This window comes from Methylobacterium gregans, assembly GCF_022179245.1.
Classification (GTDB): Bacteria; Pseudomonadota; Alphaproteobacteria; order Rhizobiales; family Beijerinckiaceae; genus Methylobacterium; species Methylobacterium gregans.
Window position 1 is genome coordinate 1 of the sequence record NZ_BPQM01000019.1, and the last position, 22,349, is coordinate 22,349.

General features: G+C 70.4%; 24 protein-coding genes. 13 read left to right on the forward strand and 11 right to left on the reverse strand.

The annotated features are described in order from the left end of the window. The 8 genes from MFF54_RS04430 to flbD form a co-directional block, all read left to right on the forward strand. Positions 1-922: flagellar hook-length control protein FliK (locus MFF54_RS04430; RefSeq protein ID WP_238301430.1), on the forward strand; the 922-nt coding region annotated here is incomplete at its 5' end. Between the two features lie 208 nt (positions 923-1,130). Next, complete coding sequence (locus MFF54_RS04435) at positions 1,131-1,814, forward strand: flagellar hook assembly protein FlgD (protein WP_238301431.1); 684 nt, start codon at positions 1,131-1,133, stop codon at positions 1,812-1,814. A 169-nt stretch (positions 1,815-1,983) separates the two neighbouring features. Beyond that, the gene (gene sciP, locus MFF54_RS04440; RefSeq protein ID WP_066928168.1) at positions 1,984-2,259 is read left to right on the forward strand and encodes a CtrA inhibitor SciP; all 276 of its coding nucleotides are present in this window, start codon (positions 1,984-1,986) and stop codon (positions 2,257-2,259) included. Positions 2,260-2,456: 197 nt separating this feature from the next. Then, positions 2,457-4,082 carry a flagellar basal-body MS-ring/collar protein FliF gene (gene fliF / locus MFF54_RS04445; protein WP_238301432.1) on the forward strand — a complete coding sequence of 542 codons (1,626 nt, stop codon included), beginning with the start codon at positions 2,457-2,459 and terminating at the stop codon, positions 4,080-4,082. Positions 4,083-4,209: 127 nt separating this feature from the next. Further along, complete coding sequence (locus MFF54_RS04450; RefSeq protein WP_238301459.1) at positions 4,210-5,199, forward strand: flagellar motor switch protein FliG; 990 nt, start codon at positions 4,210-4,212, stop codon at positions 5,197-5,199. Then, positions 5,196-5,858 carry a FliH/SctL family protein gene (locus MFF54_RS04455; RefSeq protein ID WP_238301433.1) on the forward strand — a complete coding sequence of 221 codons (663 nt, stop codon included), beginning with the start codon at positions 5,196-5,198 and terminating at the stop codon, positions 5,856-5,858. Before MFF54_RS04450 ends, MFF54_RS04455 begins: the two co-directional genes overlap by 4 nt. Beyond that, positions 5,858-6,193 (forward strand): flagellar motor switch protein FliN, encoded by a 336-nt coding sequence (gene fliN / locus MFF54_RS04460; protein ID WP_238301434.1) that lies wholly within the window; start codon positions 5,858-5,860, stop codon positions 6,191-6,193. The genes MFF54_RS04455 and fliN overlap by 1 nt, the downstream gene beginning before the upstream one ends. A gap of 59 nt (positions 6,194-6,252) precedes the next feature. After that, positions 6,253-7,626: a sigma-54-dependent transcriptional regulator FlbD gene (gene flbD, locus MFF54_RS04465; protein ID WP_238301435.1), complete on the forward strand. Its 1,374-nt coding sequence runs from the start codon at positions 6,253-6,255 to the stop codon at positions 7,624-7,626. A gap of 10 nt (positions 7,627-7,636) precedes the next feature. On the opposite strand, the gene MFF54_RS04470 is transcribed toward flbD, so the two are convergent. Next, entirely contained in the window at positions 7,637-7,909 is a 273-nt protein-coding gene (locus MFF54_RS04470; RefSeq protein WP_238301436.1) for a hypothetical protein, read from the reverse strand. A 254-nt stretch (positions 7,910-8,163) separates the two neighbouring features. On the opposite strand from MFF54_RS04470, the gene MFF54_RS04475 reads away from it, so the two are divergent. After that, positions 8,164-9,951 carry a PQQ-dependent methanol/ethanol family dehydrogenase gene (locus MFF54_RS04475; RefSeq protein ID WP_238301437.1) on the forward strand — a complete coding sequence of 596 codons (1,788 nt, stop codon included), beginning with the start codon at positions 8,164-8,166 and terminating at the stop codon, positions 9,949-9,951. Positions 9,952-10,271: 320 nt separating this feature from the next. Further along, the gene (locus tag MFF54_RS04480) at positions 10,272-11,546 is read left to right on the forward strand and encodes a class I SAM-dependent methyltransferase (RefSeq protein ID WP_238301438.1); all 1,275 of its coding nucleotides are present in this window, start codon (positions 10,272-10,274) and stop codon (positions 11,544-11,546) included. A 24-nt stretch (positions 11,547-11,570) separates the two neighbouring features. On the opposite strand, the gene MFF54_RS04485 is transcribed toward MFF54_RS04480, so the two are convergent. The 4 genes from MFF54_RS04485 to MFF54_RS27770 all read right to left on the reverse strand — a co-directional run bounded on the left by MFF54_RS04485 (position 11,571) and on the right by MFF54_RS27770 (position 17,225). Beyond that, positions 11,571-12,800, reverse strand: a complete 1,230-nt coding sequence (locus MFF54_RS04485; RefSeq protein WP_238301439.1) for a glycerophosphodiester phosphodiesterase family protein — start codon at positions 12,798-12,800, stop codon at positions 11,571-11,573. Positions 12,801-12,905: 105 nt separating this feature from the next. Next, the gene (locus MFF54_RS04490) at positions 12,906-13,973 is read right to left on the reverse strand and encodes a sensor histidine kinase (RefSeq protein ID WP_238301440.1); all 1,068 of its coding nucleotides are present in this window, start codon (positions 13,971-13,973) and stop codon (positions 12,906-12,908) included. Next, positions 13,970-14,383: a response regulator gene (locus MFF54_RS04495; protein ID WP_238301460.1), complete on the reverse strand. Its 414-nt coding sequence runs from the start codon at positions 14,381-14,383 to the stop codon at positions 13,970-13,972. The genes MFF54_RS04490 and MFF54_RS04495 overlap by 4 nt, the downstream gene beginning before the upstream one ends. 46 nt (positions 14,384-14,429) lie before the next feature. Beyond that, positions 14,430-17,225 (reverse strand): CHASE domain-containing protein, encoded by a 2,796-nt coding sequence (locus MFF54_RS27770; protein ID WP_238301441.1) that lies wholly within the window; start codon positions 17,223-17,225, stop codon positions 14,430-14,432. A gap of 120 nt (positions 17,226-17,345) precedes the next feature. Between MFF54_RS27770 and MFF54_RS04505 the strand changes: the two genes are divergently transcribed. Then, positions 17,346-17,723, forward strand: a complete 378-nt coding sequence (locus tag MFF54_RS04505) for a hypothetical protein (protein ID WP_238301442.1) — start codon at positions 17,346-17,348, stop codon at positions 17,721-17,723. Positions 17,724-17,745: 22 nt separating this feature from the next. On the opposite strand, the gene MFF54_RS04510 is transcribed toward MFF54_RS04505, so the two are convergent. The 5 genes from MFF54_RS04510 to MFF54_RS04530 all read right to left on the reverse strand — a co-directional run bounded on the left by MFF54_RS04510 (position 17,746) and on the right by MFF54_RS04530 (position 20,325). After that, entirely contained in the window at positions 17,746-18,039 is a 294-nt protein-coding gene (locus MFF54_RS04510) for a hypothetical protein (RefSeq protein ID WP_238301443.1), read from the reverse strand. Positions 18,040-18,503: 464 nt separating this feature from the next. Next, the gene (locus MFF54_RS04515) at positions 18,504-18,698 is read right to left on the reverse strand and encodes a hypothetical protein (protein ID WP_238301444.1); all 195 of its coding nucleotides are present in this window, start codon (positions 18,696-18,698) and stop codon (positions 18,504-18,506) included. 17 nt (positions 18,699-18,715) lie between these two features. Beyond that, on the reverse strand, positions 18,716-18,934 hold the full coding sequence (locus tag MFF54_RS04520) for a hypothetical protein (protein ID WP_238301445.1): 219 nt from the start codon (positions 18,932-18,934) through the stop codon (positions 18,716-18,718). 69 nt (positions 18,935-19,003) lie between these two features. Then, positions 19,004-19,243, reverse strand: a complete 240-nt coding sequence (locus MFF54_RS04525; protein ID WP_238301446.1) for a hypothetical protein — start codon at positions 19,241-19,243, stop codon at positions 19,004-19,006. A gap of 29 nt (positions 19,244-19,272) precedes the next feature. After that, positions 19,273-20,325 (reverse strand): PAS domain-containing protein, encoded by a 1,053-nt coding sequence (locus MFF54_RS04530; RefSeq protein ID WP_238301447.1) that lies wholly within the window; start codon positions 20,323-20,325, stop codon positions 19,273-19,275. A 368-nt stretch (positions 20,326-20,693) separates the two neighbouring features. Here MFF54_RS04530 and MFF54_RS04535 point away from each other — a divergent pair, with 368 nt between their 5' ends. Together MFF54_RS04535 and MFF54_RS04540 are read left to right on the forward strand one after the other, a co-directional pair. Further along, complete coding sequence (locus MFF54_RS04535; RefSeq protein WP_238301448.1) at positions 20,694-21,635, forward strand: LysR family transcriptional regulator; 942 nt, start codon at positions 20,694-20,696, stop codon at positions 21,633-21,635. 119 nt (positions 21,636-21,754) lie between these two features. Then, a complete protein-coding gene (locus MFF54_RS04540; protein WP_238301449.1) occupies positions 21,755-22,036 on the forward strand; it encodes a hypothetical protein in 282 nt (93 codons plus the stop codon). A gap of 27 nt (positions 22,037-22,063) precedes the next feature. Here MFF54_RS04540 and MFF54_RS27595 read toward each other — a convergent pair whose 3' ends face one another. Then, the gene (locus MFF54_RS27595) at positions 22,064-22,189 is read right to left on the reverse strand and encodes a hypothetical protein (RefSeq protein WP_283206251.1); all 126 of its coding nucleotides are present in this window, start codon (positions 22,187-22,189) and stop codon (positions 22,064-22,066) included. Positions 22,190-22,349: the final 160 nt, after the last annotated feature.

Sequence of the window (22,349 nt, forward strand, 5' to 3'; positions counted from 1 at the left end):
GCTGCTCGCGGCGGCCCCGGCTCCGCTTCAACTCCCGACTCCGGGCGCGCCGGGCGCGGGCGCCGGCGCGATCGAGGCCGGCGGATCGGGCTCGGCTTCGGCAGGGGCGCCGGTTCCGGGCCAGGGGCCGGAGGCCCCGTTCCCGCAGGTTCCCGGCGGCGCGGCGGCGGGCGCCTCCGAGTCCCTGGCCGCGACGGTCGCCGGTGTGCAGGGTGCGAAGGCCGGCACCGTCAAGGAGACCGGGACCGCCAACGAGACTGGGAACGCCAAGGAGACGGGGAGAGCCGGTTCCGGTGCCGGCGAGAGCGCGGCCAAGCCGGATCTCCTGGCGGCCCTGGCCGTCCCGGTGGCGGAGGCGGGCTCCGCGGCGGCCGGGCAGACGGCCGGCCAGGCCGGCGCCCAGGCTGCCGCTGCGGGGCTCGGTCAGGCGGGCGCGGCGCATGGAGCGGCGCATGCGGCCGGCAGCGCTGCCGCGCCCGCGGCGACGCCCGCCACGCCGCCGGTGCAGATCAGTCAGGTGCCGATGACGATCGGGCTGCGGGCGCTGTCCGGGTCGAGCCAGTTCGAGATCCGGCTCGATCCTCTGGAACTCGGGCGCATCGACGTGAAGCTGGAGATCGACAAGGAGCGCGGCACCGTGATGACCCACATGGTGGTCGAGCGGGTCGAGACCCTGGCGATGCTGCAGCGCGACGCCAACAGCCTGCAACAGGCGCTGTCCCAGGCCGGCCTCGACGCGCAGGAGGGCGGCATCAACCTGTCGCTGCGCGGCGACGGGCAGTCAGGCGACCGGGCAGGCGATCAGGGGGCTGGGCAAGACGGACGCGCCCCGCGGGGTCCCTGGGTGCCCGAGGCGGAGCGCGTTGCCGAGGCGCCGCTGCGGATGCTCCGCGGCCTCGGCGGCCTCGACATCCGGATCTAGCGCGATGCGGGCCGCCGATCGCCGGATCATCGCGAGGTGTCAAAGGCTTGCGCGCGTTCTCGCATGTTCCGCCAGAGGCCGCACTGAGGCGTGGTGGGCGCTGAGACACCGCGCGCTGATCCGATCTTAAGGCTCTGAGAAACAACGAACTCTCTCTTCCGCGGACCACGCCTTCGGGCGCCGCAGGATACCGGCAGGAGACACCAGAATGGCATCGGGCATCACAGGCGCCGCCAGCGCCGCGGCCACGACCTCTAAGACCGGCTCGGGCACGAGCGCGCAGGAGATCGCCGGCAACTTCACCCAGTTCCTGACGCTGCTGACCACCCAGCTCAAGAATCAGAACCCGCTCGACCCGATGGACACCAACCAGTTCACGCAGCAGCTGGTGCAGTTCGCGGGCGTCGAGCAGCAATTGAAGGCCAACGATCGGCTCGATAGCATCCTGGCGAGCAGCAAGGCGGCGAGCACCGCCTCGGCCACGAGCTATGTCGGCCAGACCATCGAGTCGACCGGCATCACCGCCGACCTGAAGGACGGGGCGGCCACCTGGACCCTCGACGCCGCCCGCGCCGCGCCGCGGGCGAAGGTCACGATCCTCGACGCCAAGGGCAACACGGTGGGCCAGCAGGACCTCTCGCTGAATGCGGGACCGCAGACCTTCACTTGGAACGGCAAGAACGCGGCCGGGATCTCGCAGCCGGCCGGCACCTACACGATCAAGGTCGTGGGCCAGGACGCGACCGGCGCGACGGTGACGGTGGAGACCGGCGTGAGCGGCAAGGTCAGCAAGGTCGATCTCTCCGGCAGCGAGCCGGTCCTCATCGTCGGAACCGCCCGCGTGCCTCTGTCGAGCGTGAAGGGCGTCGGGTTGTCCACAACGTCCAGCTAAACCGCCGACGCCGGAAAGCGCGCACCCCCAACGGGCTAGCACCGATTTGCCCGCTGTAAGGCGCTTCTCTTCCCAGGCGAATCAAATCCGAACGGCCCGCTTCAACATCTCTTAAGCGGGCGCAAGTAGCTTCAGCCTCGACAAGGTCAGTCGAGTTGTAGAGCGTATCATGACCGAACCGAACCGCCCGAGGGTCAAGTATGTGATCGGGCCCGATGGCAGCCCCCTGACCATCGCCGATCTCCCCCCGCCCTCGACCCGCCGCTGGGTGATCCGACGCAAGGCCGAGGTCGTCGCGGCGGTGCGCGGCGGGCTTCTCAGCCTGGAGGAAGCGTGCAAGCGCTACACACTCACCACCGAGGAATTCCTGAGCTGGCAGTTCTCCATCGACCAGCACGGGCTCGCCGGCCTGCGCACGACGCGCATCCAGCACTATCGGCACTGAACGGACGCTGACCGGCCGCCTGCCCCAACGGGCCGGCCCATCCACCGAAGCCGCGTTCCCGGGAGGGGCGCGGCTTCGTGCGTTCCGGGCGAATGCGGCGCCATTAACCACCTGCTAACCACGAACCCGGCAAATCTTGCCGGGCGGCCCGGCGATCGGGCGCGCCACGGGTGGTTCTCTGCGGGTGCGTCGCGGTCGTGAAGCCGGTCCTCGAACTGATCCAGAAGCTCGGACCGGCCCGGCTCGCCGCCATGGGCGCGGTGACGCTGACGCTGATCGGCTTCTTCGCCTTCATCATCATGCGGGTCTCGCGCCCCGACATGGGCGTGCTCTTCGCCGACCTCTCGATGCAGGATTCGGCCGCGGTGGTGCGCGATCTCGACACCCGCGGCATCCGCTATGAGACCAAGGGCGATGCCGGCCAGACCATCATGGCGCCGCGCGCCGACCTCGCGCGCCTGCGCATGGACCTCGCCGGCAAGGGCCTGCCGGCCCAGCCCGGCGTCGGCTACGAGATCTTCGACAAGGGCGACGCCTTCTCGTCCACCAACTTCGTTCAGAACGTGAACCACCTGCGGGCGCTGGAGGGCGAGCTCGCCCGCTCGATCCGCTCGATCGGCCGTGTCCAGGCGGCGCGCGTCCACCTCGTCCTGCCGGAGCGGCGCCTGTTCGAGCGCGACCGCGAGGCGCCGTCGGCGGCGATCGTGCTGAAGCTGATGGGCGACCTCGATCCCGGTCAGGTCCGCGCGGTGCGCCACCTCGCGGCCTCCGCGGTCGAGGGGCTGAAGCCCGAGCGGGTCTCGATCGTGGACGAGCGCGGGCGTTTGCTCGCCGACGGGGCGCGCGGCACGGACGCCGATCCCGGCGCGGGCTACGAGGAGCGTCAGGTCGCGCTGGAGCGGCGCCTGCGCCGCCAGATCGAGGAGATCGTGGCGGGCATCGTCGGCCCGGACCGGGCGCGCGTGCAGGTCTCGGCGCAGCTCGACACCAACCGCATCGAGAGCCGCTCGGAGACGTTCGATCCGGAGAGCCGCGTGGTGCGCTCCAGCCAGACCCGCACGGAATCCTCGCTCACGGGGAACCCGGACGGGCAGGTCACGGTCGGCAACGAGCTGCCGGGCGCCACCCAGCAGGACAGGCCGCCGGCCCAGAAGGACTCCACGAACAAGAACGAGGAGACCACGAACTACGAGATCTCCCGCGTCACCAAGACCGAGATCGTCGAGGGCGGGCGGATCAAGCGCCTCTCGGTCGCTGTGGCGGTCGACGGTGCCTACGCACCCGGGCCCGACGGCAAGCCCGTCTACGCGGCCCGCGCGCCCGCGGAGATCGAGCGCATCACCGCGCTGGTGCGCAGCGCGATCGGCTTCGACAAGGCGCGCGGCGACCAGATCGAGGTGGTCAACCTGCGCTTTGCCGAGGGGCCCGCCCTGCCGGACTTCGCCGAGCCCGGCCTGATCCAGTCTCTGCTCGCGCCCACCAAGGAGGATGTCATGCGCCTCGCCGAGCTCGGTGTGCTGGCGCTGCTCACGATGGTGGTGCTGCTCGCGGTCGTGCGCCCGCTTCTGCGCCGGGTGCTTGCCGGTGACGAGCCGCCCGAGGCGGCGGCGCTCGCCGGCCCAGAGGCGGCGGCCGCCGCGGCGGCGGTCGCGGCCGGCGGCACGCTCGCCCTCGCGGCGGACAGCCCGGCGGCGCAGCTGATGGAGTTCGCCAAGATCAACGGCCAGATCCAGGCCGAGACTGTGCAGCGGGTGGTCGACATGGTCCGGCAGAGTCCGAGCGAGACCGCCGAGGTGCTGCGCAACTGGATCCATGAGACTTGATCGAGACCTGATCGAGAGAGCTTGAGGGAGCGGGCGGACGATGGCGGCGGGAGCGGGCGCAGGAGCGGGACTCGGCGGGCCTCTGCTGGCGGCGGCGGGCGGCGGTGGCGGAGACGCCTTCTCCACCATGCCGGGCGTCCAGCGCGCGGCCGCGATGCTGCTGCTGCTCGGCGAGACCGAGGGGGCGCCGATCTGGCAGCGCCTGGAGGAGGATGAGGTCAAGAAGGTCAGCCACGCGATGGTGCAGCTCGGCTCGCTCGAGTCAGAGGTCGTCGAGAAGCTGATCATCGATTTCGTCTCCCGCCTGTCGAACAGCGGCGGCATCTCCTCGAACTTCGAGCGCACCGAGGCGCTGCTCCTGAAGATCTTCCCGAGCGATCAGGTCTCGGCGATCATGGCCGAGATCAAGGGCGCGTCGGGCAAGCGCGTCTGGGCCTCGATCGCCCAGGTCGACCCTGAGATCCTCGCCTCTTTCCTGCGCAACGAGTACCCGCAGACGGTCGCCGTCGTGCTCTCCAAGGTGCGCTCGGACTACGCCGCCAAGGTGCTCACCATCCTGCCGGAGGAGTTCGCCATCGACGTGCTCAACCGCATGCTCCGGATGGAGACGGTGCAGAAGGAGGCGCTCCGCCACATCGAGGAGACGCTGCGCGTCGAGTTCGTCTCGACCATCGCCCAGACCGCGCGCCGCGACGCGCACGAGATGATGGCCGACGTGTTCAACGCGTTCGATCGGCAGACGGAAGGGCGCTTCCTCGCCGCCCTCGACCAGGCCAACCGCGGCTCGGCCAAGCGCATCCGCGAGCTGATGTTCACCTTCGAGGACCTGCTGAAGCTCGATCCCGGAAGCGTGCAGACCCTGATGCGCAAGGTCGACAGCGATACGCTCTGCCGGGCTCTCAAGGGCGCCAACGAGCGGGTGCGCGCCTTCTTCATGAGCCAGATGTCGACCCGCGCGGCCAAGAACCTCGACGACGAGATGACCTCGCTCGGGCCCATCCGCCTCAAGGAGGTCGATGAGGCGCAGGGTAAGATGACCGAGATCGCCAAGGAACTGGCCGAGAAGGGCGAGATCATGATCGCCAAGGGCAACGCCGAGGAGGAGCTGGTCTATTGAACGCCCGGCCCTTCCTGTTCGACACCGATTTCCGCAAGCCCAAGCCCGACCTCGCGGCCGAGGCGGCGGCGCGCGAGGCGGTCTCTGTGGCCGCCGCCGCCGAGCACGCCGCCGCCGAGGCACTGGTTCGCGGACTCGAAGCTGGCCGCGCCGAGGGGCGCGCCGAAGCCCATGCTCAGCTCCAGGCGCGGCTGGCCGACGCGATGAACCGGCTCGCCCTATCGGTCGCCGGGCTGATGGCCCAGGCCGACGCGCGCGAGGTCGAGCGCGAGGCCCAGGCCATCGAGGTGGCGGTGCTGCTGGCCCGGCGCGTCGCCGGCGAGGCGCTCGACGCCCAGCCGCTCGCGGTGATCGGCGAGGCGGCCCGCAGCGCGCTGCAGCACCTGCGCGGCGTGCCCCACCTCGCGGTGCGAGTCCACGACAGTCTCGTCGAGGAGGCCGAGGCCCTGCTGCGGCGTCTCGCGCGCGAGCGCGGCTTCGAGGGGCGGCTGGTGGTGCTGGGCGAACCCGATCTCGAGCGGGGAGACGCCCGCATCGAGTGGGCCGACGGCGGCATCGTGCGCGAGCGCGCCCGCATCGAGGCCGCGATAACCCAGGCCCTCGGCCTCGGGCTGCCCGAACTCTTGTCCGATCCCCTGCCCGAACCCCCGAGCCCGTGATGTCCGACGATTTCAGCCTGCCCCAGCTCGGTGAGCACGATTCCGGCCTCGACGACGACTCGATACGCGAGGCGCCGACGAGCCCCAAGAACGCCGCCGACCTCGAACAGCTCTTCGACGTGCCCGTGATGGTCTCTGCCGTGCTCGGCAACTCGCGCATGCCGATCGGCGACCTGCTGCGGCTGGGGCCCGGTACCGTGCTGGAGCTCGACCGCAAGGTCGGCGAGGCGATCGACATCTTCGTCAACAACCGCCTCGTCGCCCGCGGCGAGGTCGTGCTGGTCGAGGAGCGCCTCGGCGTGACGATGACCGAGATCGTGAAGAGCGAGCACTGATTCCTTTGGGATGTCCGCCCGGCCGAGCGGCCGGGCGGCGGCAGGATGGGAGGTGCCCGATGCGGCTCCTGATGATCGGACGGCTCAACGGCGAGCTCGTCACCGCCTCGAAGATCGCCATGCAGCGCGGCGCCGCCGTGACGCAGGCCGACGGCGTCCCGCAGGGGCTGACCGTGCTGCGGGCGCGGGGTGCGGACCTCATCATGATCGATGTCGGGCTCGACATCCGCGCCCTCGTCGGTGCGCTGGAGGCCGAGCGCATCCGCACGCCGGTGATCGCCTGCGGCGTCGCCGCGGACGCGCGCGCGGCCGTCGCGGCCATCCAGGCGGGTGCCAAGGAGTACATCCCGCTTCCCCCCGATCCGGAGCTGATCGCGGCCGTGCTGGAGGCGGTCACCGCCGACAGCCGCGCCTTCGTCTGGCGCGACCCGGCGATGGAGCGCGTGGTGCGCCTCGCCGATCAGGTCGCCCGCTCCGAGGCTTCCGTGCTGATCACCGGTGAGAGCGGCACCGGCAAGGAGGTGCTGGCCCGGCACGTCCACCAGAAATCCCACCGCGCCCAGAAGCCCTTCGTCTCGGTCAATTGCGCGGCGATTCCCGAGGCGCTGCTCGAATCCGAGCTGTTCGGGCACGAGAAGGGCGCCTTCACGGGCGCGGTGGCGCGGCGCATCGGCCGCTTCGAGGAGGCGAACGGCGGCACGCTGCTCCTCGACGAGATCTCCGAGATGGATGTCCGCCTGCAGTCGAAGCTCCTGCGGGCGCTGCAGGAGCGTGTGATCGACCGGGTCGGCGGCACGGCGCCGGTCAAGGTTGATATCCGGGTGCTCGCCACCTCGAACCGCAACCTCGCCGAGGAGGTCCGCAAGGGCACCTTCCGGGAGGATCTGTTCTACCGCCTGAACGTGGTGCACCTGCGCCTGCCGGCGCTCCGCGAGCGCCCGGCCGACATCCTCGAACTCGCCGCCCATTTCGCCAAGAAGTACGCGGCCGTGAACGGCCTGCCCCCGCGCCCGCTCTCGGGCGAGGCCCGCACCCTCGTCACCCGCAATCCCTGGCGCGGCAACGTGCGGGAACTGGAGAACACCCTGCACCGGGCGGTTCTCCTGGCGAGCGGCGCGGAGATCGGCCCCGAGGCGATCCTGACGCCCGAGGGCGACACGATCGGTCCGGCGGACGGTCCGGCCACCCGGGCGGCGCAGGCCGCGCAGGCGGCGGAGGCCGCCACCCGCGGCCTCGTAGGCCGCACCGTGGCCGAGGTCGAGCGCGACCTCATCCTCGACACCCTCGACCACTGCCTCGGCAACCGTACCCACGCGGCCAAGATCCTCGGCATCTCGATCCGGACGCTGCGCAACAAGCTCAACGAGTATGTCGAGGCGGGGCTGGAGGTGGCCGAGCCCGGCGGCGTGCGGGCGCTGGCGGCCTACGGCTGAGGGGGATCGCTCAGCGCCGCTCGTTGTAGGCCTTGTTCTGCGCGGCGAGCGCCTCGTCGAGCTTGCGCAGGGCCGCGGTGCGGGCGATCTCGCCCTCGACGTCGCGGATCGTCTCCTCGACGAGGTGGTTCTGCAGGGCGAAGCGCGCGTCCGCCGGCGAGAGCGCCTCGCGCTCCTGAAGGCGCTGCACCGCCTGACGCACCACGGTGTAGACCGCCTCGCGCTCGGCGCGGGTCATGGTCGGTTTGACCGCCTGGGCGACGAGTTCGGAGAAGTCCGCCACGTCCTCATGCTCCTCGGCACACGTCTCGGGGAGGTCCCTTCTGACGGGCCCGGCCCCGACGGGCAAGCGCGCCCCGAGGGACCGGGTGCGGCCCTGCCGCCGCCCCCACCGCGACCCCCGGTTCTTATCTTCGACTTATGGCCAATAACTTCCGGGCCGAAGCCTGTCCTAGTCTTTGATCGAGGGGCAAGCCGCCAGACGAACGCGCGAGAGACGCGTGCCGGCCGTCCCGGGACGATCGAGGAGGAAGACCCATGACGGTGCGGAACCGGTTCCTGTCGGCGGCGGGTGCCGCGGCGCTGATGCTCGGCGCGAGTTCGGCCTTCGGCGCGCCCGAGAAGGCAGCTAGCCCGGGCGGCGTGAGCGAGCAGGCGATTCTCGACGACGCCAAGACCACCGACGACGTCGTCACCTACGGCCTTGGGCCGCAGGGCCAGCGCTACAGCCCCCTGAAGGCCATCAACAAGGAGACGATCCAGGGGTTGGTCCCGGCCTACTCCTTCTCCTTCGGCGGCGAGAAGCAGCGCGGGCAGGAGAGCCAGGCGCTGGTCAAGGACGGCGTAATCTACGTCACCGGCTCGTACTCGCGCATCTACGCGCTCGATTCGCGCACCGGCGAGAAGCTCTGGGAGTACAACGCGCGTCTGCCCGAGGGCATCCTGCCCTGCTGCGACGTGGTGAATCGCGGCGCGGCGCTCTACAAGGACAAGGTCTATTTCGGTACGCTCGACGCCAAGCTCGTCGCGCTCGACGCCAAGACCGGCAAGGTCGTGTGGCGCAAGGACATCGACGACTTCAAGGCCGGCTACAGCTACACCGCCGCGCCGATGATCGTGAAGGGCAAGATCATCACCGGCGTGTCGGGCGGCGAGTTCGGCGTGGTCGGCCGCGTCGAGGCGCGCGACGCCGAGACGGGCGAGATCGTCTGGAAGCGCCCCGTCATCGAGGGCCACATGGGCGAGCTCAACGGCAAGCCCTCGACCATGACCGGCAAGACCAACGAGACCTGGCCGGGCGACATGTGGAAGTTCGGTGGCGGCGCCACCTGGCTCGGCGGCACCTACGACCCCGAGCTGAACCTGATCTACTTCGGCACCGGCAATCCCGGCCCCTGGAACTCCGCCACGCGCCCGGGCGACAACAAGTGGTCGGCCTCCCGGCTCGCCATCAACCCGGACAACGGCGAGATCGTCTGGGGCTTCCAGACCACGCCGCACGACGGCTGGGACTTCGACGGCGTGAACGAGTTCGTGCCCTTCGAGATGCAGAAGGATGGCAAGACCGTGAAGGCGGGCGCCACCGCCGACCGCAACGGCTTCTTCTACGTCCTCGACCGCACGAACGGGAAGTTCATCTCGGCGACGCCGTTCGTGGCCAACATCAACTGGGCCAAGGGCATCGACGAGAGCGGGCGCCCGATCTACGACGACGCCAACCGCCCCGGCGACCCGGCCAAGTCCGAGGACGGCAAGAAGGGCAAGTCGGTCTACGCGACGCCGGGCTTCCTCGGCGGCAAGAACTGGAACCCGATCGCCTACAGCCCCGACACCAAGCTGTTCTACATCCCCTCCAACGAGTGGGGCATGGATATCTGGAACGAGCCGGTGAACTACAAGAAGGGCGCCGCGTATCTGGGCGCCGGCTTCACCATCAAGCCGACCTTCGACACCCATATCGGCTCGCTGAAGGCGATCGACCCGGCCACCAAGAAGGTCGTGTGGGAGTACAAGAACAAGGCACCGCTCTGGGGCGGCATGCTCACCACCGGCGGCAACCTCGTCTTCACCGGCACGCCGGAGGGCTTCCTGAAGGCCTTCGACGCCAAGACCGGCGAGGAAGTCTGGAAGTTCCAGGTCGGCACCGGCATCGTCGCCTCGCCGATCACCTGGGAGCAGGACGGCGAGCAGTGGGTCGGCGTCGCGGCCGGCTGGGGCGGCGCGGTCCCGCTCTGGGGCGGCGAGGTGGCCAAGTCCACCGCCGGCATCAACCAGGGCGGCAGCTTCTGGGCCTTCAAGCTGCCGAAGAAGCTCGCCGCGAAGTGAGCTGAGACCGACGGCAACTGGACCGGTGCGGCATCGCGGGCCCCGGGACGCAGAGCGTCCCGGGGCTCTTTCTGTCTGTGGCCTTCCTCTTATGCCGCGCGAATGGATAGATGTTCGGTGCAACACTTCTTTCTTTTTGCATGCACGATCTAGAAATTTTCCTGTATTTGTGCGATGAAAAATTTAAATTACCTATCTTATTAATGCGTCGGCAAAGTAATTTCCTCGTTTTGCCTTGTTCTGCTGGCGGGTGCGTCAAGGCCTGCGCCTGGACCGGCGTGGGCCATTGACTCGTTTGTGGGCTCTGACTTAGCAATTGGGTGCCGGATGCAAATGTCCCGCGCGACAGAACTGCTCGTCAGTCCGCTGCGGGAATCCGTCTGCCCTTACGCGGGCGGCGGGACTATATCATTCATCGAAGCGTGTTTGATCCGAGGATCCGCATGATCGAGGCATTGGGTTCGAACGCCTTGACCTGGCCGTCCGTCAGGCCGGCCGAGGTCAGTGTCTGGCACGGGCACGTCGCCTTCGCGCACTGGCTTGTCGAAGCGCTCAGGCCCAGGCTCGTCGTGGAGCTCGGCACCCATAACGGGGTGTCCTATTTCTCGTTCTGCAATGCGATCGAGAGGCTCGGCCTCGATGCGCGCGCCGTGGCGGTCGATACCTGGGAAGGGGATCACCAGGCGGGTCTTTACGATGAGTCCGTTTACGAGCGGGTCCGCCGGTTCAACGGCCAATTCTCGGATTTTTCGACGCTGAAGCGGAACTACTTCGATGACGTTGTCGAAAGCTTCGAGGACGGCTCGATCGATCTGCTGCATATCGACGGGTTGCACACCTACGAGGCCGTCAGGCACGATTACGAGACTTGGAGGGCCAAGCTCAGCCCGCGTGCCATCGTGCTGTTCCACGACACGCGGGCCTTCATCGAGGGGTACGGCGTCCACACGTTCTGGGACGAGCTGATGCGCGAGGGAAAGGGCTTCAACTTCCACCATTCGGCCGGCTTGGGCGTTCTTCTCCACGGGACGGACGTGCCGGCAGGCGTCGAGGCACTGTGCTCCGTTCCCGATCAGTCCGCCGAGGCGACGCGGATACGCCAGTCCTTCGAGCTGTTCTCCCGGATTGCTCAGACACTCGGTCAGGAGGCGGTCGTCCAAGCGCTCGCGCACCCGGGCGAGAACATCGCTCTGCACTGCCGCGCCAGCCAGAGCAGCTACTACTCGACGAACGCGGAGACGCCGCAGGGCGCCGTAAACGGGATCAGGACCGGGCATTTCGGGTTTCATACCGACAACGAGGCTCGGCCCTGGTGGCGCCTGGACCTCGGTGGGCGCCGGACCTTCGACGAGATCCGCATCTTCAACCGTCTCGACCCGGACTGCGCGGTCCGGAGCCGGACCATCGAGATCTCGATCTCCGACGACGGCCTGATCTGGGACACGGTCTATTCCCATGACGGATCGGTCTTCGGCGGGATCGACGGTCACCCTCTCTCGTTCGTGCGCGGGGGCATGGAGGCGCGCTACATTTTGCTGCGCTTGCGCGAGGCGAACTTCTTCCATCTCGACGAGGTCGAGGTCTACAGGCACTGACGCACGGAGCGTTCTCCTGAGAGTCTACTCCGCTCCGACGCAGTTCGCGTAGAACGTCGTCGTGGCCGGCCAGTCCGAGAACACGCCGCGCACCCCGACCTCGCGATGCAGCACGTCGAGCAGGGTGAGCATGTCGCCGTCGCGGTCGATCGCGGGGCGCACCGATCGGTAATAGGGGCCTCCTCCGTCCTTGAGCGGCCCCGACCGCTCCAGCGACCAGGCCATCAGGTCGAGCCCGGCAGCCCGCGCCGCGCGGGCGTAAGCCGAGGGCACGATGCGGTTCTCGGCATCCGTCGTCACCAGCATCCAGAGCGGCGGCGCGAGAATGCGCACGCCCTGGTCCCGCAGCGCCGCCATGCCGGGCCTCCAGGTCTCCGGCCGCATCGGGTCGAAGCCCGGCACGCGCTCGTCGCGATCGTCGAGGAAGACGGCCTGACGGCCGAAAGCGGGTTCCTTCGCCAGCCAGTACAGCACGTCGCGCAACTGGAAGCTCTGCGGGAAGACGTCATCGGGCGAGATGCCGGCCTCGCGATACTCGTCGATGAGCTGCTGGGCGTAGCGATCCTGCGTGTAGGTGCCCTCGAAGGGCATCGGCACCTCAGGCGCCTTCAGCTCCGGGGTGAACCGGCGGCCGAGGGACTTCACCAGCGCGATGTACTCCCGATGGGACATCAGCGTGGCGCCGTCGGCGTAGAGGTCGGTGCGCCAGCGCGGCGTCGCGTTCATGTAGGCACTGAGCGTCGTGGCCTCCGGGTCGGCTGCGTCCATCTTCGGCTTCAGCGCCTTGAACTCACTGAGTGTCAGGTCGCTGGTGCAGCATTTCGCCGAGGCCTTGCGGCCGGTCGCCGCGTCGGCCGGCGCGAAGGGCATCGTGCACTTCGCCGCCAACTCCGGCCGGGCCAGGATGTCTGTGGTCGTGTGCAGATCGCACTGCGCGTGGCGGCAGACGAGCTGGCGGTCCCGCGTGAAGGCCACGTCGCACTCGATGATCCCGGCACCCATCCGGGCTGCGGCCAGCACGCCCTCGCGGGTGTGCTCGGGGAACTGGAGCGGCGCCCCCCGGTGGGAGACGGAGAATTGCTTCGCGACGTAGGTGCGGTCCGTGGCGCAGGCCTTCAGCCGGTCCTGCAAGGAGCCGGGTTTCATTCCGTCGACGAGGTGGAACGGGCGCGGCCCGATCAGCGCGGGCTCCGCCGCTTCGGCCCGGCCACCCGCGAGCGCCAGGATCAGAGCGAGGGCGGGACGGACGCGCATGCTGAGACCTCCGAGGATACCCAGCCCTGCTACGGCCGCCCCGTGACCGCCCCGTGACCGGCGCTCGGAACCAAAGAACTCTCCGGCCAACCCTCGGATCGGCCCTCAGACCGGGAAGCACAGCACCGCGCGGGTGCCCGACCGGCCCGCGTCGTAGGCGATCTGCGAGCGCAGGTTCGTGGCCATCGCCCGGATGATGCGCGCGCCGAGGCCGGTGCCGCGCGGGCGCCCCTCCCCGGTCCAGCCGATGCCGTCGTCCTCGACGCTGAGGGTCAGTGTCTCGGCCTCGCGGCTCACCGCGACGCGGATCTCGCCCGGCACCTCCGGCGGGTAGGCGTACTTGTAGGCGTTGGTGACGAGCTCGGTCACCACCACGCCGAGGGAGACGGCCTTGTCGGTGGCGAGCCGCACGGGCTCGGCGCTGAGGCGGATCGAGTGGTCGCGGCCCGCCGCCTTCATCGAGGCCTGCAGCTCCTCCACGAGGCTCGCCAGATAGGCGTCGAGCTCGACGGCCTCGACGTCCTGCGAGGTGTAGAGGCGCCGGTGGATGCCGGCGATCGCCGAGATGCGCGCCTGCATCTCCTCCAGCGCGTCCTTGGCGGCGGGGTCGGAGACGGCGTTGGTCTGCATCCGGGCGAGCGCCGCAACCAGCGCCAGCGAGTTGGCGACCCGGTGGTTCACCTCGCGCAGCAGCAATTCGGCCCGGTCGCGCGCCTCGCGCACCGCGGCCTCGGCCCGCTCCTTGTCGCGGCGCAGGGCCTCCTGGCGCAGCGCCGTATCGACGGCCTCACCGAGGAGTTCGCGGAACTGGCCCTGGAGATCCTTCCAGACGTAGTCGACCGCGCCCGCCTTCAGCGCCGCCACTGCGACGCGGCTGTCCTCGGAACCGGTGACGTAGATGACCGGCGGCGCGTCGGGCAGCGCCCGGATCTCCGGCAGGAGGTCGAGCCCGGTCTGACCCGGCATGTGATGGTCGAGGGCGACGGCGTCGATGCCCCCTTGCGCGAGCCGCGCGAGGCCTGCCGCGCCGTCCGGCGCCGTCTCGACCACGTAGCCGCGCGCCTTCAGGCCCCGCTGCACGAGGCGGGCGAGGCCCGGATCGTCGTCGATGTAGAGGATGCGCCCGCGCTCGGGCACGCCGTCCGGAGGCGCGGACGGAGCGGAGGTGCTCATGAGTTCTCGGGCACCTGCATCACCGAGAAGAACAGCCCGAGCTGGCGGATCGCGTGCGAGAAGCCCTCGTAGTTCACCGGCTTGGTGATGTAGACGTTGGCGCCGAGATCATAGCAGCGCTGGATCTCGCGCGCGTCGTCGGTGGTGGTGAGCACGACGACCGGCGAGCGCTTGGTGTGCGGGTTCGCCTTGATCTTCTCCAGGATGTCGATGCCGGTCATGTCCGGTAGGTTGAGGTCGAGCAGGATCAGGAGGTGGCGCCGTGCGCTCACCTCCCCGGTCCCGTCGGGGCCGAACAGGTAGGCCAGCGCGTCCGTCCCGTTGCGGAACGGCACGATGTCGTTGTTCACGCCAGCGCGCCGGATGTTGCGCTCGATGAGGCGCGCGTGGCCCTCGTCGTCCTCGATCATCACGATGCACACGGGATGCACGTCCAAGTCCCCCAACCCCCTGTCGTCACGCAGCCGCACGGTGCGGCGCGCCTGGGCCTTGCGCCTCGCGCGGTAGCGTCACGCTGAACGTCGTTCCCTGCCCGAGTTCCGACGATACCTCGATCCGGCCACCTAAGGAACGGACCAGCGCCTTGACATGTGCGAGACCGATGCCGTCGCCCGGCTTGTCCTGCAGCCCGGAGCGCCGGAACAGCTCGAAGATGCGGGCATGGTCCTGGGGCGCGATGCCCCGGCCGTTGTCGGCGATCGTGAAACGCACCTGCCCGCCGGCGACCGGCCGGCCCCCGACCGTGATCAGGCCAGGCCGGCCCGGCGCGAGGTATTTCAGAGCGTTGTCGATGAGGTTGCCGAAGATCTGCTCGACCGCGAGCCGGTCGGCGGCGATCTCCGGCAGGTCGTCCGCCACCGTGACCCGGGCGCCGGCGGCATCCGCTTGGTGGCGCTGCGCGTCGGCGAGGCCCTGCACAAGGGCCCGCATGTCGAGGGGCTCCGGCCGGAAGGTGCGCCGGCCCTCCCGCGACAGCTTCAGGATAGCGGCGATCAGGGCCTCCATCTTGGTGATCGCGGCCTTGATGAAGCCCAGCGCCTCTTCCATGTCGGCGTCGATCCGAGTGGCGTCGGCGTGGTTGCCGAGCGCCGCCCGCACGTCCTCGCGCACCGCCTCCAGCTCGCTCGTGAAACCCATCACGTTGACGAGCGGCGCCCGGAGGTCGTGGCTGACGATGTAGGCATAGCGCTGAATCTCCTCGTTCGACTCGCGCAGTTCCGCCTCCGCCGCGCGCTGCTCGGTGATGTCGGTGTGCACGCCGACCCACTCGACGATCGCGCCCCGCTCGTCGAGGAGCGGCACCGCGCGGATCGCGTAGATGCGCCAGCTGCCGTCGCGCGAGCGCACGCGATGCTCGAATACGAAGGTGCGCCGCTCGGCCACCGCCGCGTTCCAGGCCTCGATGCTGGGCTGAGCGTCGTCGGGGTGGACCGCGTTCGCCCAGCCGTAGCCCTCGTACTCGGCTTGGGTCTGGCCGGTGATCGTTGACCAGCCGGGCTGCTCGCCGACCATGCGGCCGGAAGCATCGTTGGTCCAGAGCACGCCGCGCACCGCCTGCATCGCGCCGAAGAAGCGGTCGCGCTTGCGCCGGATCGAGGTGAGGAGGCGCGCATTGTCGATCGCCACCGCCGCCTGAGCGGCGAAACCCGTGATCAGCCGCTCCTCGCGCGGGCCGAACCGGCCGGGCTCGGGATGGCCGAACAGCAGGGCGCCGAGCCGCTCGCCGGTGCCTGAGACCACCGGCACCGCGAGATAGCTGCGCACCGGCAGGTGACCCTTGGGCATGCCGCCATGGGAGCCGTAGCGCGGGTCCTTCGCGACGTCGTCGGAGCGCACCACGCCCTCGGCCAGGAAGGTCGGCCGGAACAGGCCGGTCGCCCGCGGCAGGCCGAAGCGGGTGAAGGCCTCGCGCGGGCCGCCGGTGAGGCTGAACAGGCGCCAGACATCCTCGTCGTTGCCCTCCTGCCCGGCGGGCACGCGCTCGAAGAAGGCGCCGTAGGCACCGCCGACGAGCTCGGTGGCGGCCTCGATCACCGTCTGCACGAGGCGCTCGACGTCATGCTCGGCCACCAGGGCCGCGCCGGCCCGGTTGAGCAGCTCCAGCCGGGCGGTCTCCTCCTCGAGGGCGTGGCGTGCGCGCTCCGAGCGGCGGTTCGCCCCGGCCTGGGCCAGGGCGGCGCCCGCGAGCAGCAAGGTCGCGACCGTTCCCGCACCGAGCACGAGGGGCCAGACGTCGCCGGTCGGGTCGTGCACGAAGGCGGGAGTCGCCGCGACCGTGAGAGTCCAGGCATGGCCGGCGATCGCGAGGCTACGCCGCGCGGTCAAGCCCGGAGCGGCGCCCTCGTGGGCCGCGCTCTGCCCCGTAGCGTAGAGCAGGGCGGCCGGATCGGATGTGTCGCCGTCGTGGATCCGGTAGCTCAGCTCCGGCGCCCCTCCCGGACCGAGCGGGCCGGCGACTTGGGAGAACAGGTCGCCTGTCCGGAAGGGGCTGTAGACCCAGCCCTCCAGCAGACGTCGACGCTCCGCGACGCTCCCCGGCAGCGCCCCGCCCGCATAGACCGGCAGGTAGACGAGGAAGCCCGCTTGCTTCCGGCCGTCGATTTCCTGAACCAGCTCCACGCGGCCCGAGAGGGCGGCCTCGCCCGTGTCCCGGGCCCGCGCCATCGCGGTCCGGCGCACCGGCTCGGAATACATGTCGTAGCCGATCGCGGCGCTGTTGCGCAGGTCCAGCGGTTCCAGGGCGACGATGGCGGTGGGCTCCGAGCCAGGCGGGTCGGGCCGGAGCCTGAAATCGGGCAGGCCCTGCGCGCGCATCTCGCCGACCAGCGTCCCTGCCTCCTCGGGCCGGAAGCGGCGGGCGTAGCCGATGCCGCGGGTGCCGCCGTAGAGATCGGTGATGCGCAGGCGGCCCACATAGGCAGCGAATTCCGATCGTGTCACCCGGTCGCTCGCCGCGAGCAGGCCGGCCGTGCCGCGCAGGAGCGCGACGTAGAGCTCCAGCCGTTCGCGGATCCGATCCGCCTGCTGCCCGGCGAGGCGCTCGAAGCGCTCGTGGTCGCGCCGCTCGCTCGCGCCCTTGAGCTGCAGCGCAGCACTTCCGGCGGCCAGGAGGCCGACGAGCAGGACGACCAGCGGAAGAATGAAGTGCCGGGAGGCAATCGCCCCACGGGGTGCCGGAGCTCCGGATGGCGTGGCGGGCGGGATGGGGCGATCCTGTGGCTCGGGGGCTTGGCGAAGCCGCTCATCTGCCATCTCGGATCCGCAAGCGCCAGCTTGGATCCTTCGGTATGGTGGACGGACCGCGATGTGCAGCCCGCATGGCGCTCAGGGCGTTGCGGTATCGACGCCTCTACCGCCAGCCCGGAGCAGCCCTTGGACACCCTCGCCGACCATCTCGCCCGCGCCACCGATCAGGGGCGGAGCCGGGCTCGGGGCTTTCCCGGCCGGATCGGGCGCGACGCCCTCCCTTTCGCGGTGCTGGAAGCCTTCGACATGGATGTCCGCGGTCATGTCGAGCGCGACGGCCGGATCGAGGACGCGCGAGACCGGGTGCTGATCACTGCCGTGAAGCTCGCCGAGACGCCGCCCGAGGAGGGCGACGACGTCGTGGAGCGGGCCCGCGCGGGGCTGATCGACGCGCTCGACGATCTCGAGCAGATCGTGCTGCGTCTCGGGGTCGTCAACCGCCGGGCCGCGAAGGCGGGACTCGGAGCGGCGGGGGCCCCGGTGGCCGAGCGCGGCGGTCCGTAACCGGGCCCGCCGCGCGGTCGTCTCAGAACCGGGCACCCTGATTGGCGCCGATGCCGCCGAGGCCGATGCCGGTGTTCGCGCTCCGGCCGGAGCCGCCGCCCATGTTGCCGATGCCGCCGTGGCGACTGCTGACCCCCTGACCGCGTAGGATGCCGGTCGGATCGCGTGGCCCGGGCCCTCGGCCGAACTCGACGGTCTGGGGCGGGGCCACGATGCCGCGGTTGTCGCCGTAGCCACTCCACCGGCCGCCCTGAGCCACCGCGAGGCTAGGGGCGAGCGAGAGCGCGAATGCCGCCCTTGCCGTCTTGCTGATCATAATGACCTCCTTTCGTGCAGTTGCAGCCTACACAGAGGTCAACGCCGCAGAATTGTGAGTATTTCTCAAGCATAGACGCTTTGATTTAAGCACTGTGCGCCTGCGCACAGGCTTATCCATCGCGAAGGACGTCATAGAAGGCACGCACGTGGCACTGTCCGCCGGATCCTGCGGAGAGGGGCCGGAGGTGACATGTGGCGGCCGCTCTTGTTCTGCGAAGACGCCACCCGGATCTCCCGGAAGCCGTAGGCGGACACGCTCGCCGCTGGGTCGCTTTTCTGGCCGAGCGGCAACTTGGCCGGGCAGGAACGCGCCCGGGGGCATCACGACCCAGTTGCCCTTGCCGCAGGGCTCATGCCCCGTAGTCGTGCCCGATTCGACCGCCTCCCGGTTGGATCTCCAGCTCCAGATCTGCGCGCAGGTCGGCGCCTCGCGGCTGGGTCGCGTCGTTGGGGACGCGTCCCTCAGATCTCAGTCTCGCGGCGGACGATCGCGTCCTCGCCGCTGCCGGACTGGCTCAGACCGACATCGGGACGTTCGTCCGGGTCCACGGGCTCGTTGGTCGCCGGCTCGGCGTCGCCGGTCCTCCGGCCGCGCAGGCGGGGGACCGGCAGCGGCTCGGCGTATCCGTGCGGCTCCGGCTCGGGGGTGCGGGGCATGATCCGATCCTCCGGGCTCAACCGCTGCGCCGGCCCTCGAAGGGGCCTTCCTCGCCGCGGGCGCGGGCCTCGGCCTCCGTCCCAGCCCGCTCCATCGGCCCATCGGTCGGGCGCACCGCGCCGGTCGCGGCATCGCGCGGCGTGATCGCGGCACCCTCGGAGGCTTCGTGCGCCGCGCCTCTCGCCAGCGTCCCCGCGGGCTGCCTCCGGGCAGGTATGTCCGTGTCGTCGGGCATGGTCGTGGCTCCTGTCGTCCTCACGGGCCAACGCCCGAGACGCGAGACCGGTCCCGGGCGGCATCAGCCTCAGGCGTCGTCCTCCGGCGCGAAGACCTCGCCTGCTTCGGCCAGGCGCGCGTCGGCCTCGTCGGCCGGTAGCGCTTCGAGGTCGCGGTACTCCGTGAGCAGGCGGCGCAGATCCGCGGTCTCCGGCTCCACGCATCCCGCCAGCAGGTCGGCGACCCGCGACTCCACCTCCGCCTCGGACAGGCCCCCTGCCGCGACCGCACCCGCGATCGCCGCCCGCTTATCAGCCAGCCCGCCCATGCCGCCTCCTCCACCGATGGCCCGCAGGGTCAACGCCGGGACAGCGCGATGGCACCGTCCTCCGTCAGCGTGAAGACGATGCCGTGCGCCCGCAGGGCCGTCACCGCCGCGGCCTGGGCCCGCCCGGAGGTTCCGCCCTCGCCGTCTTCCAGGCGGCGGATGGTGGAGAAGGAAAGCCCGCTCGCCCCGGCGAGCTGCTGCATCGACCAGTCGAGCAGGGCGCGCCCCGCCCGCAGATGCGCGCCCGTGACGAGTTGGTCGAGGCCCGCCCGGACCTGCCCGGTCGCGCTGCCCGCCAGTTGGATCGGCGCGACATAGTTCGTCCAGCTCTCGACCGCGCCGGCCGCATCCCGCATCGGCACCATGACGAAGCGGTACGGAACGATCTCGCCGCTGGCCAGGACGAGGCGCGGCTGCGTGTGCACGACCTGCTTGGCGAGGTAGAGGGCGCGGCCGTGGTCGCGCCAGCGCGTCCGCTCGTCCGCGACCACCGGGCGTGTCGGCTCGCCGAGAAGCTCCGCCTTCGGCAGGCCGACGAGCTCCAGCCACTCCTCGGAGAAGTCGGTGTAGGGGTAGACCCGGCTCGACGAGGTGAAGGCGCGGACCTGCTCGAAGATCGCGCGCCTGCGCCGCCGTGCGCTCTCTCGCGCGCGCATCAGAGCCGCCTGATCGCTCACGTCGATGAGCACGCCCATCGCCCGCCGGGGGCGTCCGTCCGGCGCCACGATCACCTCGCCGCGGCTCATCACGGTGCGCAGGCAGCCGTCCGGCCGGATGATCCGGAACGTGCGCTGCGCCACTTGGCCGGTCTGCAGCATCTCCGATGCGGAGGTGACGCCGGGCCTGTCGTCCGGATGGACGAGTGCGAGCAGGAGCCCGTACTCCGCCCGCGCGCTGCCCGGCTCCAGGCCGAGGATTCGGAACAGCCCCGGCGACCAGACATGCGTGTCGGTGGCGAAGGTCCAGGTCCACGTGCCCGTCAGGCCGAAGCCCTCGACCATGTGCAGCACTTGACCCGGGGACAGGCCGGCGAGCGCCTCCGGAGCGTCCCCCGCCGGGGTGATGTCGAATTCGGGCTTCATCTCGAACAGTTTAGGATGCGCTTCGGCCGCCCTGCGGATACGTGGTGGAATGTCCTTCAGATCGAGTGCAACCTGAACTAGTCCCTCGCTCGTGGTAAATCCGTAAATGGCCCGCTGATCGCCGCACACTCCGTGCCGCGGGCGGCACGGTGCGGCCTCTGAGCTTTCCCTCTATCAGTTCGAGCCCGGCCCGCAAAAGATGAGGCCGCCGTCGACGGCGCGAATACGCTGCACGCCCGCCACACCACCGCTGCCGCGCGGCCTCCCTCGAGCGTGCGAGCGTCGCACGCCGCCTGGGACGAGATCACCCGGGCGCTGTAGGTGGGAGCCATCGGGCGGGTTGCGCCCGCGAACCGGGGTCCGGCGAGATGCTCGCACCTGCCATCCTGCGGCGGCTCGACCTGACCACGCTGCGCCTGTTCGTGGCCGTGTGCGAGGAGGGCAGCCTGACCCGGGCTGCCCGGCACGCCGCGACCGCGCCCTCCGCGGTGAGCAAGCGGTTGGTCGAGCTGGAGCAGACGCTCGGCGTCCAGCTCCTCGAGCGCGGGGCGCGGGGCATGACGGTGACGCCCGCGGGCGAGACGCTGCTGCACCATGCCCGGCGCATGCTGCGCAACGCCGAACAGATCGCCCTCGAACTGGCCGAGCACGCCAAGGGTGTGCGGGGCATCGTCCGGATGCTCGCCAACCTCTCGGCCATCGTGCAGTTCTTGCCCGAGGATCTGCGCGCCTTCCTGGCGAGCCAGGGCGCGATCAAGATCGATCTGGAGGAGCGTCCGAGCGGCGGGGTCGTGCGCGGCGTCGCCGAAGGCGCGGCCGAACTCGGCATCTGCGCCGGCAGCGTCCCGGCCGCGGGGCTCGACAGCACCCTCTACCGGCGTGACCGGCTCGTCGTGGTGATGCGCCGCGACCATCCGCTCGCGGGCCGAGGCGCCCTCGCCTTTGCCGAGACCCTCGATCACGATTTCGTCGGCCTGCACGCCGAGAGCTCCATCTACGCCAGCGTCCAGGCCGAGGCGCTCAGCGCCGGCCGGCCCCTGAGGCTGCGCGTGCACGTGCCGGGCTTCGACGCGGTCTGCCGGATGGTGCAGGCCGATATGGGGATCGGCGTCGTGCCGCAGGGCGTCTTCAGCCTGTTCGGCGGCGCCACGGATCTCGTGGATGTACCGCTCTCGGACCGCTGGGCCCAGCGCACGTTGCAGATCGTGACCCGGCCGGGCCCCCTCACCCCGGCCGCGGGCCTGCTGCGCCACCATCTCGCGGCGCCGCCGGACCGATGCCCGGTCGAGGCCGGACCGGAGCGCGGATAGGGCGTAGGTTCTAGTCCGGTTGGGCACGCCCCTGCCGCATTCTTGCCATATTGCGAAACGCGTCGCGGTATGCGTCTCTTGCAGCGGTCTTCGAATCGCCGGGCGATGGAGGCGCTTCCATGTCGGTCATCGAATCATCCGGGACAGCGCGCGCGGCGGCTTCGGCCAGCGCCACGCCGCGCGAGCGGCGCGCCACGGCGGTCGCGCACGCCAACCAGCTGCGGGCCCTGGCTTGGATCGCCCTGCGGGACGGAGCGCCGCACGGTGCCATGCGGGCGGCGACCGCCCGCACGGCCGCCCGGCGCATCCTGCAGCACGAGCGTCGCGCCGCGCTGCTCAACCGCGCTCTCGCGCAGGCGCTCGAAGCGCTCGTCGAGGAGCAGGCCGATCTCGTCGGCTGAGGACCCACGGCGGCTCCCGACGCCGTCCTACTCGTCCTCTCCGGAGCGGTGCAGCGCCGCCGGCCGTCCGATCGACCCGGCCTTGTAGCGCTCCAGGACGTGGTTGAGGAAATCCTCGACCAGATCACGATCCCGCTCGCTGAATTCGATCACGCAGGCTCTCTCCGCGCCACGGCTGAGCTTGACCCTGGCCTGGGCGTGCGCCTTCGCGCATTGCGCTGTCCGGAAGGCCGCCTCGCGAAGGCTGTCCTGCGGCTCGCGGGAGCCACCGCTTCGCGCGCGTTTCCGGCGGGACCCGATAGCTGGGCGGGCC